The 14,624-nt window shown below is 62.7% G+C and carries 16 protein-coding genes; 13 read left to right on the plus strand and 3 right to left on the minus strand.

The genetic code is table 11. From position 1 onward, the window contains the following. Positions 1-61 precede the first annotated feature (61 nt). Positions 62-676, minus strand: a complete 615-nt coding sequence (leuD, locus tag ACVWVP_RS08765) for a 3-isopropylmalate dehydratase small subunit (protein ID WP_457405313.1) — start codon at positions 674-676, stop codon at positions 62-64. Continuing rightward, a complete protein-coding gene (leuC, locus tag ACVWVP_RS08770; RefSeq protein ID WP_178920125.1) occupies positions 673-2,091 on the minus strand; it encodes a 3-isopropylmalate dehydratase large subunit in 1,419 nt (472 codons plus the stop codon). The genes leuD and leuC overlap by 4 nt, the downstream gene beginning before the upstream one ends. A 288-nt stretch (positions 2,092-2,379) precedes the next feature. Here leuC and ACVWVP_RS08775 point away from each other — a divergent pair, with 288 nt between their 5' ends. Genes ACVWVP_RS08775 through ACVWVP_RS08810 form a run of 8 tightly spaced genes read left to right on the plus strand, consistent with a single transcriptional unit; the run spans position 2,380 to position 8,488 of the window. Beyond that, on the plus strand, positions 2,380-3,579 hold the full coding sequence (locus ACVWVP_RS08775; protein ID WP_178920126.1) for a PepSY-associated TM helix domain-containing protein: 1,200 nt from the start codon (positions 2,380-2,382) through the stop codon (positions 3,577-3,579). Beyond that, entirely contained in the window at positions 3,579-4,118 is a 540-nt protein-coding gene (locus ACVWVP_RS08780) for a thiamine pyrophosphate-binding protein (protein WP_178920127.1), read from the plus strand. The genes ACVWVP_RS08775 and ACVWVP_RS08780 overlap by 1 nt, the downstream gene beginning before the upstream one ends. Continuing rightward, a complete protein-coding gene (locus tag ACVWVP_RS08785) occupies positions 4,115-4,438 on the plus strand; it encodes a hypothetical protein (protein ID WP_178920128.1) in 324 nt (107 codons plus the stop codon). The genes ACVWVP_RS08780 and ACVWVP_RS08785 overlap by 4 nt, the downstream gene beginning before the upstream one ends. Further along, positions 4,435-4,995 carry a DUF6162 family protein gene (locus ACVWVP_RS08790; protein ID WP_457405317.1) on the plus strand — a complete coding sequence of 187 codons (561 nt, stop codon included), beginning with the start codon at positions 4,435-4,437 and terminating at the stop codon, positions 4,993-4,995. The genes ACVWVP_RS08785 and ACVWVP_RS08790 overlap by 4 nt, the downstream gene beginning before the upstream one ends. 19 nt (positions 4,996-5,014) lie before the next feature. Continuing rightward, on the plus strand, positions 5,015-5,935 hold the full coding sequence (locus tag ACVWVP_RS08795) for a metal ABC transporter substrate-binding protein (RefSeq protein WP_176996414.1): 921 nt from the start codon (positions 5,015-5,017) through the stop codon (positions 5,933-5,935). After that, positions 5,932-6,678: a metal ABC transporter ATP-binding protein gene (locus tag ACVWVP_RS08800; RefSeq protein WP_259173202.1), complete on the plus strand. Its 747-nt coding sequence runs from the start codon at positions 5,932-5,934 to the stop codon at positions 6,676-6,678. Before ACVWVP_RS08795 ends, ACVWVP_RS08800 begins: the two co-directional genes overlap by 4 nt. Beyond that, a complete protein-coding gene (locus tag ACVWVP_RS08805) occupies positions 6,675-7,574 on the plus strand; it encodes a metal ABC transporter permease (RefSeq protein WP_178920132.1) in 900 nt (299 codons plus the stop codon). The genes ACVWVP_RS08800 and ACVWVP_RS08805 overlap by 4 nt, the downstream gene beginning before the upstream one ends. After that, complete coding sequence (locus ACVWVP_RS08810; protein ID WP_457405320.1) at positions 7,574-8,488, plus strand: metal ABC transporter substrate-binding protein; 915 nt, start codon at positions 7,574-7,576, stop codon at positions 8,486-8,488. The genes ACVWVP_RS08805 and ACVWVP_RS08810 overlap by 1 nt, the downstream gene beginning before the upstream one ends. 135 nt (positions 8,489-8,623) lie before the next feature. On the opposite strand, the gene ACVWVP_RS08815 is transcribed toward ACVWVP_RS08810, so the two are convergent. Further along, positions 8,624-9,337 (minus strand): UTRA domain-containing protein, encoded by a 714-nt coding sequence (locus tag ACVWVP_RS08815; RefSeq protein WP_176996418.1) that lies wholly within the window; start codon positions 9,335-9,337, stop codon positions 8,624-8,626. Between the two features lie 615 nt (positions 9,338-9,952). Here ACVWVP_RS08815 and ACVWVP_RS08820 point away from each other — a divergent pair. The 5 genes from ACVWVP_RS08820 to ACVWVP_RS08840 all read left to right on the plus strand — a co-directional run bounded on the left by ACVWVP_RS08820 (position 9,953) and on the right by ACVWVP_RS08840 (position 14,621). Next, positions 9,953-11,029, plus strand: coding sequence for an ABC transporter substrate-binding protein (locus ACVWVP_RS08820; protein ID WP_178920134.1), 1,077 nt, complete (start codon positions 9,953-9,955; stop codon positions 11,027-11,029). 179 nt (positions 11,030-11,208) lie between these two features. Further along, the gene (locus ACVWVP_RS08825; protein WP_457405322.1) at positions 11,209-12,015 is read left to right on the plus strand and encodes an alkaline phosphatase family protein; all 807 of its coding nucleotides are present in this window, start codon (positions 11,209-11,211) and stop codon (positions 12,013-12,015) included. Further along, complete coding sequence (locus tag ACVWVP_RS08830) at positions 12,012-12,848, plus strand: ABC transporter permease (protein ID WP_371319350.1); 837 nt, start codon at positions 12,012-12,014, stop codon at positions 12,846-12,848. Before ACVWVP_RS08825 ends, ACVWVP_RS08830 begins: the two co-directional genes overlap by 4 nt. After that, entirely contained in the window at positions 12,835-13,635 is an 801-nt protein-coding gene (locus tag ACVWVP_RS08835; RefSeq protein WP_259173207.1) for an ABC transporter permease, read from the plus strand. The genes ACVWVP_RS08830 and ACVWVP_RS08835 overlap by 14 nt, the downstream gene beginning before the upstream one ends. Further along, a complete protein-coding gene (locus ACVWVP_RS08840) occupies positions 13,632-14,621 on the plus strand; it encodes an ABC transporter ATP-binding protein (RefSeq protein ID WP_178922098.1) in 990 nt (329 codons plus the stop codon). Before ACVWVP_RS08835 ends, ACVWVP_RS08840 begins: the two co-directional genes overlap by 4 nt. Positions 14,622-14,624: the final 3 nt, after the last annotated feature.

Consider the following 14,624-nt stretch of genomic DNA (forward strand, 5'->3'; position numbering starts at 1 on the left):
AAGCCGACTGACCCACCGTATTCGCGAGCAAGCCCGCTCCCACATTTGGATTCAGGGGGTGTCAGTTGAGCCAGGGGTTGGCCGCGAGGTGGCGGCGCTCGAAGGCCTTGATCTCGTCACTGCGCTGCAAGGTGCTGCCAATTGCATCCAGCCCCAGCAACAGCGCGGTTTTGCGCAACGTGTCGATCTGGAAGGGAATCACCTGGCCGTCAGCCAAATGAATGGCCTGGGCCTCCAGGTCCACACTGATCTGCGCCTGCTCGGGTTGGCTGACAACCTGCCCCAGCTTCTGCAACACCGCCTCATCCAACGTGATCAACAACACCCCATTACGCTGGCAGTTGTCATAGAAAATCCCGGCAAAACTGCTGCCGATCAGCGCGCGAATCCCGGTCTGCTTCAACCCCCACACCGCGTGTTCACGGCTGGAGCCGCACCCGAAGTTCGGCCCCACCACCAGAAAGCTCGCCCCTTGCCAGGCCGGTTGGTTCAGCACGAATGCGGGGTTGGGCTCGCCGGAAGGCAGGAAGCGCAAGTCGAAAAACAAACCCTGGTCCAGCCCACTGCGATCGATGCCCTTGAGAAACTGCTTGGGCATGATCACGTCGGTGTCGATGTTGGCCGCCAGCATGGGTGCGGCCTTGCCGGTGATTGTAGTGAACGGTTGCAGACTCATGGGCGGTCTCCAAAGTGGCGGATATCGGTGAGGCGGCCGGTGATCGCAGCGGCAGCGACCATCGCCGGGCTCATCAGGTGAGTACGCGCACCGGCGCCCTGGCGACCCTCAAAGTTGCGATTGGTGCTGGAGGCGCAGCGGTCGCCCGGGGCCAGCACGTCGTCGTTCATCGCCAGGCACATCGAGCAGCCCGACTGGCGCCATTCGAACCCGGCGTCGATAAAGATCGCCGCCAAGCCTTCGGCCTCGGCCTGGTCACGCACTTCGGTGGAACCCGGCACGATCATCGCCCGCACATGGTCGGCCACGTGTTTGCCACGCACCACGCTCGCAGCGTCGCGCAGGTCTTCGATACGGGCGTTGGTGCAGGAGCCGATAAACGCATGGCTGATGACGATGTCGCTCAGCGGCATGCCGGCTTCCAGGCCCATATAGTTGAGGGCGCGGCGCATGTCCTGGCGCAGGATCAGGTCGCTGACGTCCTGCGGGTCCGGGACGCGGGCACCAATCGGCGCAGCCTGGTCGGGGCTGGTGCCCCAGGTGACCATGGGCTCCAGGGTGCTGGCGTCCAGATGCACTTCCTGGTCGAACAGCGCGTCGGCGTCCGAATGCAGTTGACGCCAGCCCACCAGGGCCTGTTCCCACAGCTCGCCCTTTGGCGCGCGCGGCTTGCCCTTGAGGTAGGCGAAGACTTTTTCGTCCGGCGCCATGAACGCACCGCGCGCCCCGGCTTCCACCGCCATGTTGCAGATGGTCATGCGCGCTTCGACGCTCAGCGCATCGATGGTGGCGCCGCGAAACTCAATGGCATAGCCCGTGGCACCGGAGGCGCCGATCTTGCCGATCAGCGCCATGATCACGTCCTTGGAGGTCAACCCTTTGGCCAATACGCCGTCGACGGTCACGCGCATGGTTTTCAGGCGTTTGTAGACCAAGGTCTGGGAGGCTAGCAGGTGTTCGATTTCCGAGGTGCCGATGCCGAACCCAAAAGCCCCCAGGGCGCCGTAGGTGGTGGTGTGGCTGTCACCGGCGGCAATCACCATGCCCGGCAGGATAAAGCCCTGTTCCGGGGCAATCACATGCTCGATGCCTTGGCGTTTGTCGAGGATGTCCAACAGTTCGATGCCGAAATCCCGGCAGTTCTCCGCCAGGTACGACACCTGCCGCGCACCGCCAGCATCGGGCATGGCCGCAATGCGCTGGGGCGTGGTGGGGTTCACATGGTCGACCACCGCCAGCGCCGTGCCGGGGCGCCATACCTCACGGCCAGCCTCGCGCAGGCCGCTGAAGGCCTGGGGGCTGGTGTATTCGTTGATCACTTGGCGGTCGATATACAGCAGGACATGGCCCTGATCATCCAGGGGGCACACCGTGTGGGAATCGATGTGTTTGTCGTAGAGGGTTCTGGCAGTCATTTTTGTGGACTCACTTATCTAGGCGCTCACTCAACGGTATGAGCCCATCCTACCCAGCCAACCCGCCCCATCAATGGCGCCTGGGTGATGGCTTGGAACATGTTTCGTGTTCGATCGCGGCGGCAAACCACGCCGAATGTGATCCTGAAACAATTTCTTTCATATCCGGCTTAGGGATTTGCTCCTCTCATCCGTCTTAACTTAGATACAGCCCGTCGCGTCAGCAAAAGCTACGACCGGCCTTTTCCGGGCCTTCTTTGCCCCCCTCCGATCAAGACCCTCATTCACATGTCGAAGAAGTCACGCTCAAAACTCTGGTTTCTCGTACACAGTTGGCTGGCATTGCCCATCTGGTTCTTTGTACTGATCGTCTGCGTCACCGGCACCCTGGCGGTGGTCAGCCAGGAAATCGTCTGGCTGGCCAACCCGGACATCCGCGCCAGCAAACCGTCGGACGACGCCGAACCGCTGAGCTTCGACCAGGTGATCAGCGCGATCAAACGCGCCGAACCCCAGGTGATCGTGCAGTCGATCATTCGCCCCGACGAAACCCACTTTGCCCTCAGCGTCGACCTCAGCTACCCCGACGGGCGCTCCGTGGAGGTCTACGTCAACCCGTACACCGGCGCTATCCAGGGCGTGAGCCCGTCGTTCAACTTCAAGCAATTCACCCGCGCCCTGCACGGCTGGTGGCTGGTGCCGTTCACCAATGGCTACAGCTGGGGCTGGTACCTGGTGTCGTTCCTTGGCCTGCCGTTGCTGGCCTCACTGGTCACCGGGCTGGTGGTGTACAAGCGCTTCTGGAAGGGTTTCCTGCGCCCTACCCTGCGCATCCGCCACGGCGCGCGGATCTTCTGGGGTGACTTCCACCGCCTGAGTGGGATCTGGTCGATCTGGTTCATCGCGGTCATTTCCATCACCGGCACCTGGTTCCTGATCCAGGCGATCCTGGGCGACAACCAGATTTCCATCTCCAGCGAGCCCATCGTGCCGGTGATCGCCCGGGAGAAAGTGCCGTTGTCAGCGCCCGGCGTGCCCGCCCCGATGATTGCCCTGGACGAAGCGATCAAGATTGCCGGCGAACGCATCCCCGGGTTGGACGCCACGTTCGTGTTCCTCCCGAGCAATGCCTACAGCCACCTGCAGATCGGCGGGCGCGGTTGGTACCCGTTGATGTTCCAGACTGCCCAACTGAACCCGTATGACGGCGAAATCGCCGTCTCCCACCTGCTGTCCGATCGCACCACCCTGGAGTTCGTCACCGAGTCCATGCGCCCGCTGCACACCGGCGACTTCGGCGGCCTGTGGATCAAGCTGATCTGGGCATTCTTCGGCCTGGTGCTGAGTATGATGGTGTTGAGCGGCTTGCTGATCTGGACCAAGCGGACAGCCCTGGCCACCCTCAATGCCCTCAAGCGCAGCAACAAGGCGCCGCGCCAACCGGCGCCTGTCCCGGCCATGCAGGCTGAAACCACGGAGGCCAACTGATGAGCAAAGTCATCGCGGCGCCAGCACCTTCGCCACTGCGGGCCTTCTGGCTCAAATGGCGCTTCCACATCAATATTCTGCTGATCCTGGTGCCACTGGGCTTCATGCCCCGGTATTTCTCCGAAGCGGCCTTGTTCCGGGGCGATACCGGCATTGGCGAGCGAGTGGCCGGTGACGTGCAGGTCGGGCCCTGGAGCCTGACCCTCGCCGAGTTTCGCAATGAAGGCCCGCGCCCCGACCCGGCCGGCCCGATGAAGTTTTTCAACGCCGCCCTGTGCGCCACCTGCGCCGAACAGGTCAAGGCCACCTACCTGCGCATCGGCAAGCCGCGCAGCCTGCGGGCTGCCGGGGTGATCTTCTTTGGTACGCCGTACCGCATGGGCGCATTGCTGCCGGTGCCGGAGCGCACCCCGGCCGACGCCGAACTGTGGGTCACCATGGAAGGCTGGGACGGCACGATGCACCAGGGTTCTATCCCGCTGAGCCAGGCCTCGCCTGCCACTATCGCCTGGCTGAACAAGCAAGGAGTCAAACCATGACGTTGAAGCGCCTATCCCGCGTATTGCTAGTGCTGTGCGCCGGGTTCAGTACCGTGGCCCTGGCCCACAACCCGATGTGCGAGTGCAAGGAAATTGCCGGTGGGCAGATCCAGTGCACCGGCGGTTTCTCCGACGGCAGCGGCGCACCCGGCGTGACCCTGGACGTGATCGGCTACGACGAAACCGTCCTGCTGCCCGGCAAGCTTGGCCAGGACTCGACCCTGACCTTCAAGAAGCCCTCGGCCGAATTCTACGTGCTGTTCGACGCCGGCCCCGGCCACGTCGTTGAAATCGACCAAGCGGATATCCAGCCGCAATGAGTACGACACAGGTTGTACGCCCCGCCGGGGCCGGCCACGAAACCCTCTATGTGCTGCTGTTGTGCCTGATCATCCTCGCCGTGGCCGGCTCGGTGATTGCCCTGCATGGTGAAAGCCAGGAGGTCGCCGCCGTGCCCAGCCACCAGTTGGACGCACGCCGCGACCTGAGCGCGGCCGAGCAAGGGATCTACGCCGACCTGCGGGTGACCCTGGACGAGATCCAGCTGCTGCAACAGGAGCAGAACGCCCTGCCCACGCCACAGCAATTGGCCGAGGAAGGCTTTGCACCGTTTGCCAAGGACGCCAGTTCGGTCAGCCGTGGCGACCACCGCTGGCAACTGCTCGCGCCGTCGGCCTACCTGGGTTTGAGCCAGGCGCCCGCCACCAGCGGCTCGCTACTGATGCGCGTGCACGATGGCGAGCCGGATGTGTGGCTCAACCGCCAGGCCAACCTCGCGCCCCCTTCCGACCTGACTGACCCGGTGCTGATCGCGGCCGGCTGGAAGCAGGTGGTCACGCAATTCGATGCCGGCGTAACCCGCCAGCACCGTCACTGAACGAGAAGACCGAGTGCCCATGTCCATTTCATCCCCATTGTTGCGTCTGTTGCTGGTCGGCCTTATCAGCCTGATGCTCACTCCCCTGGCGAACGCCGAGGCGGCCAAGCGCCTGCGAATCGGCATCACCCTGCACCCGTATTACAGCTACGTGGCCAATATCGTCGGCGACAAGGCCGATGTGGTGCCGCTGATCCCGGCCGGCTTCAACCCCCATGCCTACGAACCGCGCGCCGAAGACATCAAGCGCATCGGCACCCTGGACGTGATCGTGCTCAACGGCGTCGGCCATGACGACTTCGCCGACCGCATGATCGCCACCAGCGAGCGCCCGGACATCCCGGTGATCGAAGCCAACGCCAACGTGCCGTTGCTGGCGGCCACCGGCAACGCGGCGCGTGGCGCGGGCAAGGTGGTGAACCCACACACCTTCCTGTCGATCAGTGCCTCGATTGCCCAGGTCAACAACATCGCCCGCGAACTGGGCAAGCTCGACCCGGACAACGCCAAGACCTACACCCAGAACGCCCGCGCCTACGGCAAGCGCCTGCGCCAGATGCGCGCCGATGCACTGGCCAAGTTGACCAGCGCACCGAACCCGGACCTGCGCGTGGCCACCGTGCACGCGGCCTACGATTACCTGCTGCGCGAATTCGGCCTGGAAGTGACCGCCGTGGTCGAACCGGCCCACGGCATCGAGCCCAGCCCCAGCCAGCTGAAAAAGACCATCGACGAACTGCGTGCCCTGGATGTGAAGGTGATCTTCTCGGAGATGGATTTCCCGTCCACTTATGTCGACACCATCCAGCGTGAGTCGGGGGTCAAGCTGTACCCGCTGTCGCATATCTCCTACGGCGAATACACCCCTGAAAAGTACGAAGTGGAAATGACCGGCAACCTCAACACGGTGGTGCGGGCCATCCAGGAGTCAGGCTCATGACCGCGGCCGAACAATTGAGTGTGGCCAGCATTGGCCCGACCCTCGACTTCGACGCGGTGTCGCTGACCCTGGGCCGCACCACCATCCTGGACGGTGTGAAATTCCAGGTACAGCCCGGCAGTATCCATGCGCTGGTGGGCCCGAACGGCGGCGGCAAAAGCTCGCTGATCAAGACGCTGTTGGGGCAGACGCCACACCAGGGCCAACTGCGCCTGCATTGGCAGAGCACACCCGGCACCATTGGTTATGTGCCTCAGGCACTGGAGTTCGACCGGGGCCTGCCCATGACTGTCGACGACTTTATGGCTGCCATGTGCCAGCGCCGCCCGGCGTTTCTCGGGCTGTCGCGGCATTACGCCGGGGCGATTGGCGATGCGCTGGAGCGTGTCGGCATGCAGGACAAGCGCAAACGCCGCATGGGTGCGCTGTCTGGGGGTGAGCGCCAGCGCGTGCTGCTGGCCCAGGGCTTGATCCCGGCGCCGCAACTGCTGGTGCTGGATGAGCCGATGTCGGCGCTCGACGAGGCCGGAATCCAGGTGTTTGAGCGCTTGCTCAACGACTGGCGCCTGGCCGGCATCACCGTGTTGTGGATCGAGCATGACCTGGAAGCCGTGGGCCGCCTGGCCGATCGCGTCACCGGCCTGAACCGTCGCGTACTGTTCGACGCTACGCCGAAAGAAGCGTTGACCCCGGACCGCCTGCTGACCCTGTTCTCCACCCACCCTCGGAGCCCGGTGCAATGAGTTATGAAGCGTTTCGCCTGATGGTCCAGGGCTGGGCCTCTTCCGGGTACCTGCCGGAAGCACTGGCCTATGGTTTTGTGGTCAACGCCCTGCTCGCCGGCCTGCTGATCGGCCCGGTGCTGGGCGGCCTGGGTACGCTGGTGGTGGTCAAGCGCTTTGCGTTCTTCTCCGAGGCGGTCGGCCACGCGGCACTCACCGGCGTGGCTGTCGGCATCCTGCTGGGTGAACCCTACACCGGGCCCTACGGCGCCCTGTTCGGGTACTGCCTGCTGTTCGGCATCCTGCTCAACTACCTGCGCAACCGCACCGGGTTGGCGCCCGACACCTTGATCGGTGTGTTCCTCTCGGTGTCCCTGGCCCTGGGCGCCAGCCTGCTGCTGATCCTGGCGGGCAAGATCAACGTGCATATTCTGGAGAACGTACTGTTCGGTTCAGTGCTGACGGTGAATGGCAATGACCTGCTGGTGCTGGCGATTGTCGGCTCGCTGGTCATGGCGCTGGCGTTGCCGCTGTACAACCGCATCATGCTTGCCAGCTTCAATCCGCAACTGGCGGCAGTGCGCGGGGTGGCGGTGAAAACCCTGGATTATCTGTTCGTGATCCTGGTGACGCTGATCACCGTGGCGGCGGTGAAGGTGATCGGCGCGATCCTGGTGGGCGCCCTGCTGGTGATCCCCGCCGCCGCAGCGCGCCTGCTGAGCCAATCGCTCAAGGGCTTCTTCTGGGTCTCGGTGATCATCGCCACGGTCAGCACGCTGTGCGGGATCCTGTTGCCGATCATCTTCGACCTGCCCATCCCGTCCGGTGCCGCGATCATCCTCGTGGCCGGTATCGCCTTCGCCTTTGCCGCCATTGCGCGCGGCACCGTGCCCAGCCTCAAAGGGAATCTTGGATAATGCGCTCCGTTCTTCATCCTCTGGCCCTGGCCATCGCTTGCTTGTTCACCACGCCACTGATGGCGGCTGAAGCGCCCAAACCGGTTGCCCACGCGGCAAAACCGGTCAAGGTACTGGCCTCGTTGCCGATCACCTATGGCCTGGCTGAACTGCTGCTCAAAGGCACCGCCGTACAGCTCGAACGCGCCGCCCCGGCCAACCTGCCGGGTTCGCGGCAGGTGTCCTATTTCACCGGCCGTGGCGCACCGGCGCTGAGCAAGCTGGCGCAAGACGCCGACGCCGCCATCGGCCTGCGCTCGCTGTGGGCGGATGACCCGCTGTACCCGGTGGCGCGGCGTAGCAATATCCGCATCGTCGAAGTGGATGCCGCACGCCCGGTGGACGGCGGTTTGCCCGGCATTGCCGTGCAACCCGGCAGCACCGATGGCCTGAACAGTCAGCCGTGGCAATCGAGCAACAACCTCGGGCGCATGGCCGACGTGCTCGCCGCCGACCTGAGCCGCCTGGCGCCGGACGCCAAGCCCACAATCGACGCCAACCTCGCCGCCCTCAAGCAACGCCTGCTCAAGCTCACCGCCGACAGCGAAGCGCGGCTGGCCAAGGCGGACAACCTCACGGTGGTCAGTTTGAGCGATCACTTCGCCTACCTGGTCAGCAGCCTGAACCTGGAAGTAGTGAGCACAGATGCACGACCGGACGCCGACTGGACGCCCGAGGCCTTACAGAAACTCAGTGCCGAATTGAAGGAGAACGACGTGGCGGTGGTGTTGCACCATCGTCAGCCGAGTGAGGCGGTGAAAGCGGCCATCGCGGCAGGCGGCTCGCAACTGCTGGTGCTGGAGGTGGACAGTGCGGATCCGGTGGCAGAGCTCACCACCAACACGGATTCACTGATCAAAGCCCTGACCCTGTAGGAGCCGGCTTTTGTGGCGAGGGAGCTTGCTCCCGCTGGGGGGCGAAGCGCCCCCAAAAAGCAGGCTCCAGCTACGCTGTCGAACGGGAGCAAGCTCCCTCGCCACAACAAGTGGGCTCTACAGCGGACGTGGGTGTCAGGCGACATCGACGCCGACGTGGATGGCGTCGTGTCGCCAGAACTCCAGGTCGCAGTCGATCAAGCGCTGATGCTGATCGTAATTGACCCGGGCAATGCGCAAGCCCGGGCTGCCCACCGACACGCGCAACGCGGCGGCGGCTTCCACAGGCAATGAAGTCGGCACAATTTCAAAACGCACCCGCCCATAGTGCAAGTCATATTGACGGGCATACAGCTCGGTCATCGACTGATTCAGGTCACACTCCAGGATCCCCGGGAAATACTGCGGGTTCAGGTAATGCTCCACGTACAACACCAGGCGCCCGTCAATGCGCCGGCCTCGGCACACCTGGATCACACTGGACAAGGCCGGCAACTGCAACCACGCACACACCGCCGCCGACGCCGGCTGCAGCCGCGCGGAAATCACCTCGGTGGAAGGTACCCGCCCCTGGTCGCTGACCATCGCGTGAAAGTGGCTGCGCTGCATCAGGTTGTAGGCCAGCCGGGGTGGCGAGACAAACCAGCCGCGACGCTCCTCGCGATAGATCTGCCCCTGGGCCTCCAGTTGTAACAAGGCTTCCCGCACCGTAATGCGAGTGGTACCAAACAACTCGCTGAGCTTGCGCTCGGCGGGCAATTTACTCGCAGGCGGCAACAGGCCGTGGTCGATCTGCTCTTGCAGCGCCAGGCCGATGGATGTCACCGCCTTGATTGCCTCATCACGCATCAATGTTACCTATCTGGACTAGACCAGCACCGCTTCGGTGCACAAACCGCGCTCTATCAGGGCTTGAGCTGTTGCCTGCCAGCCTAGGCATTACAGATGACCGACAGATGACAGCCCCTCTCACGCCCCTGCCCCACACTCTGCAATACATCGGCCAAGTCGAACGCCTGCGGGCATTTGGGCATGGTCTACGCTCACTCTGCGACCAGCGACATCCGCGATTTAAAAACGACATCGACATGAAACTGTCATCAGGCACGCCTAGATTGGCTCAGGTATTGCTGACCTAGACCAACTGGGGCGATTCATCACTGATTTATTGGGGCGCGCCGGACCTGATTTTGTGCAGGGCAAGGCGCGAGGAGCGTGGTTTGGTTGTTCCAAATAAGCGACGAGAAACGCAGCCCTGCGCAAAATCAGGCCCGGCCCTTCGGGTTGTGCCTGAAAGCCGGCCATGCTGTGTTGCAGTCCTTGGCAAGGAAACAACCCTTACCTGCGGACTGCGCCTTGCCTGGCCGGCTTTCAGGCGCAACGCGCCCCAAGAAATCAGTGATGAATCGCCCCCCGCAATCGTTCATAAAAACGCAGCGTTGAACACGCCCAAAGGAGCTTCGGATGAAACAGCTTTTCCTGGCATCACTGTTAGGCTCGACCATTGCCATGTGCACCGCCGCCATGGCTGCTGATACCGATTTGAAAACCCTGGAAGCTGCCGCGAAAGCGGAAGGCGCCGTCAACAGCGTCGGCATGCCCGATGACTGGGCCAACTGGAAAGGCACCTGGGAAGACCTGGCCAAGACCTACGGCCTCAAGCACATCGACACCGACATGAGCTCGGCCCAGGAAATCGCCAAGTTCAAGGCCGAGAAAGACAACGCCAGCGCCGACATCGGCGACGTGGGCGCAGCGTTCGGTCCGATTGCGGTGAAGCAGGAAGTCACCCAGCCGTACAAACCGTCCACCTGGGCCCAGGTGCCGGATTGGGCAAAAGACAAGGACGGTCACTGGGCGCTGGCCTACACCGGTACCATCGCCTTTATCGTCAACAAGAAGCTGCTGCACGGCTCGGAAGTGCCCACCAGCTGGGCTGACCTGCAAAAAGGCAAGTACAAGGTCTCCATCGGTGACGTGAGCACCGCGGCCCAGGCGGCCAACGGCGTACTGGCCGCCGCCATCGCCAATAAAGGCGACGAAAAGAACATCGCCCCTGGCCTGCAGTTCTTCACCAAGATCGCCCAGCAAGGCCGTCTTTCGCTGTCCAACCCGACCATCGCCACCATGGAAAAAGGCGAAGTCGAAGTGGGCGTGGTCTGGGACTTCAACGGCCTGAGCTACAAGGCCAAGATGGCCAACCCGGATGACTACGTGGTGCTGATCCCATCGGACGGTTCGGTGAAATCCGGCTACACCACCATCATCAACAAATACGCCAAGCACCCGAACGCCGCCAAGCTGACCCGCGAATACATCTTCAGCGATGCCGGCCAACTCAACCTGGCAAAAGGCAATGCGCGTCCAATCCGTGCTGAAACCGACCTGAAACTGCCGGCCGATATCGCCAAGAACCTGATCCCGGGCGAGCAGTACACCAAGGCCAATCCGCAGCCAATCAAAGATGCCGATGCCTGGGAAGCGACTTCCAAGAAGCTGCCTCAGCTGTGGAACGAGCAAGTCATCGTAGAAATGAAGTAATCGGGCTCACTGCCTGAAATGCGGCCGGTGTGGGAGCTGGCTTGCCTGCGATAGCGGTATGACATTCAGCCTCTATGTCGACTGATACTCCGCTATCGCAGGCAAGCCAGCCCCCACATTTTGACCCGGTTACGCCAGAGAATTTGAGTCAAACCACCTGTTGCGGAGCTCCAGCCCCCATGAAGCACAATGTCATCCTTGTCGTGCTCGACGGCCTGAACTTCGAGGTTGCGCGGCACGCCATGGGGCACTTGCAGGCCTATGTCGGCGCAGGACGCGCAGCGCTCTACAAGCTGGAATGTGAACTGCCCGCCCTGTCCCGCCCGTTGTATGAATGCATCCTGACCGGCGTACCACCGATCCAGAGCGGTATCGTGCACAACCATGTTTCGCGCCTGTCCAACCAACGCAGCATTTTCCATTACGCCACCGACGCCGGCCTCACCACAGCGGCCGCGGCTTACCACTGGGTCAGCGAGTTGTATAACCGCACGCCCTTTATCGCCGCCCGTGATCGTCATACCGACGACAAGACGCTGGCGATCCAGCACGGGCATTTCTACTGGAATGACCACTACCCCGATTCCCACCTGTTCGCCGACGCCGAAAGCCTGCGCCTCAAACACGCGCCGAACTTTCTGGTGGTGCACCCGATGAACATCGACGACGCCGGGCACAAGCACGGCCTCGACACACCGCAGTACCGCAACAGCGCACGCTCGGCCGACATCATCCTGGCCGACTACCTGCAAGGCTGGCTCGACGCCGGCTACCAGGTGCTGGTGACGGCCGACCACGGCATGAACAACGACCGCTCCCACAACGGCCTGCTGCCGGAAGAGCGCGAAGTGCCGTTGTTCCTCCTTGGCGATGCCTTCAGTCTGGATGCGAATGCCGCGCCCAAACAGACCGAGTTGTGCGGCACCGTCTGCGAACTGCTGGGTGTGCCCCACGACAAACCTGTATGCCGGGAGCTGTTGAAATGACCCGTGGTAAATGGCTGGCACTGCTGTGCCTGGTGCCGTTCGCGCTGTTCTTCATCGTGTTCGAAATTGCCCCGCTGGTGTGGGTGCTGATCAACAGCCTGCAAACCGAGGAAGCCGGTTGGGGCCTGGAAAACTTCACGCGTATCTTCAGCTCGAAGTTCTACCTGCAAGCCATCCAGTTCAGCCTGGAGATCAGCTTCTACTCCAGCGTCTTCGGCATCATCATCGCCACGCTGGGCAGCTACTCCTTGCGTCGGGTGGATTCGCCGCTGCGCAATTTCGTCACCGCCTTCGCCAACATGACCAGCAACTTTGCCGGCGTGCCCTTGGCGTTTGCGTTCATCATCCTGCTGGGTTTCAACGGCAGCATCACCCTGATGCTCAAGCAGGCCGGGATCATCCAGGACTTCAACCTGTATTCCAAAACCGGATTGATCATCCTCTACACCTATTTCCAGATTCCCCTCGGCGTGCTGCTGCTCTACCCCGCCTTCGACGCACTGCGTGAAGACTGGCGCGAGTCGGCTGCCCTGCTGGGTGCCAATGGCTGGCAGTTCTGGCGGCATATCGGCTTGCCGGTGCTCACGCCGGCGCTGCTGGGCACCTTCGTGATCCTGCTGGCCAACGCGCTGGGCGCCTACGCCACGGTGTATGCACTGACCACCGGCAATTTCAACGTACTGCCGATCCGCATCGCGGGCCTGGTCTCCGGCGACGTGTCCCTTGACCCGAACATGGCCAGCGCCCTGGCCGTGGTGCTGGTGGCGCTGATGACCGTGGTCACCGTGGTCCATCAACTGCTGCTCAAGAGGAGCTACCATGTCTCGCGCTGAAGCCGGCCCGGCCACCCTCTACCATCGGGTAGTGGTGTATCTGTTGTTCCTGATCCTGGTACTGCCGCTGTTGGGTACCTTCGTTTACTCCATTGCCAGCAGTTGGTCGGCCACCGTGCTGCCGGCCGGCTTTACCGTGAAATGGTATGTGCAACTGTGGAGCGACCCGCGCTTCCTGGCCGCCTTCGGCCAGTCTCTGCTGGTGTGCGTCGGCGCGCTGATCCTGTCGGTGGTGCTGATCCTGCCGTTGCTGTTCGTGGTGCATTACCACTTCCCCCGGCTCGACGCCCTGATGAACATCCTGATCCTGCTGCCCTTCGCGGTGCCGCCGGTGGTGTCGTCGGTAGGCCTGCTGCAACTCTACGGCTCCGGGCCACTGGCGATGGTGGGCACGCCGTGGATATTGATCGGTTGCTACTTCACCGTGGCACTGCCGTTCATGTACCGCGCGATCACCAACAACCTGCAAGCCATCAACCTGCGCGACCTGATGGACGCCTCCCAACTGCTCGGCGCTAGCACCTGGCAGGCCGCGATCCTGGTGGTACTGCCGAACCTGCGCAAAGGCCTGATGGTTGCACTGCTGCTCTCATTCTCGTTCCTGTTCGGCGAGTTCGTGTTCGCCAACATCCTGGTAGGCACCCGCTACGAAACCCTGCAGGTGTACCTCAACAACATGCGCAACAGCAGCGGCCACTTCACCAGTGCCGTCGTCATTTCCTATTTCTTCTTTGTGCTGGTGCTGACCTGGGCCGCCAATATCTTGAACAAGGACAAAAGCCAATGAGCTTCGTCAGCGTCCAACATTTGCAAAAAGGCTACGCCGGCACCCCGGTGTTCAGCGACATCAACTGCGAAATCGGCAAGGGCGAATTCGTCACGCTGCTCGGCCCGTCCGGTTGCGGCAAGTCCACCCTGCTGCGCTGCATCGCCGGCCTCACGCCGGTGGACAGCGGCAAAATCCTGCTGGATGGCCAGGACATCGTCCCGCTGAGCCCGCAGAAACGACACATCGGCATGGTGTTCCAGAGCTACGCGCTGTTCCCCAACATGACCGTGGAACAGAACGTCGCCTTCGGCCTGCGCATGCAGAAGGTCAACGCCGACGACAGCCACAAGCGCGTGCAGGAAGTGCTGCAACTGGTCGAACTCAAGGACCTGGCCGGCCGCTACCCGCACCAGATGTCCGGTGGCCAATGCCAGCGCGTGGCCCTGGCCCGCTCGCTGGTCACCCGCCCACGCCTGCTGCTGCTCGATGAACCACTGTCGGCACTCGATGCACGGATTCGCAAGCACCTGCGCGAACAGATCCGCCACATCCAGCGCGAGCTGGGGCTGACCACCATCTTCGTGACCCATGACCAGGAAGAAGCCCTGACCATGTCCGACCGCATCTTCCTGATGAACCAGGGCAAGATCGTGCAGAGCGGCGACGCCGAAACCCTCTACACCGCGCCGGTCGATGTGTTCGCGGCGGGCTTTATCGGCAACTACAACCTGCTGGACGCCGACAAGGCCACCCAACTGCTGCAACGCCCGATCAACAGCCGCATCGCCATTCGCCCGGAAGCCATCGAGCTGAGCCGCAGCGGCGAACTCGACGCGCTGGTGCGCAGCCACAGCCTGCTGGGCAACGTGATCCGCTACCGCATCGAGGCACGCGGCGTGGAACTGGTGGTGGACGTGCTCAACCGTTCGGCCGACGACCTGCACCCGGACGGGCAACGCCTGGCACTGTCCATCGACCCAAGTGCCCTGTGTGAAGTAGCCTGATGC

This window comes from Pseudomonas sp. TE24901 (assembly GCF_054058375.1).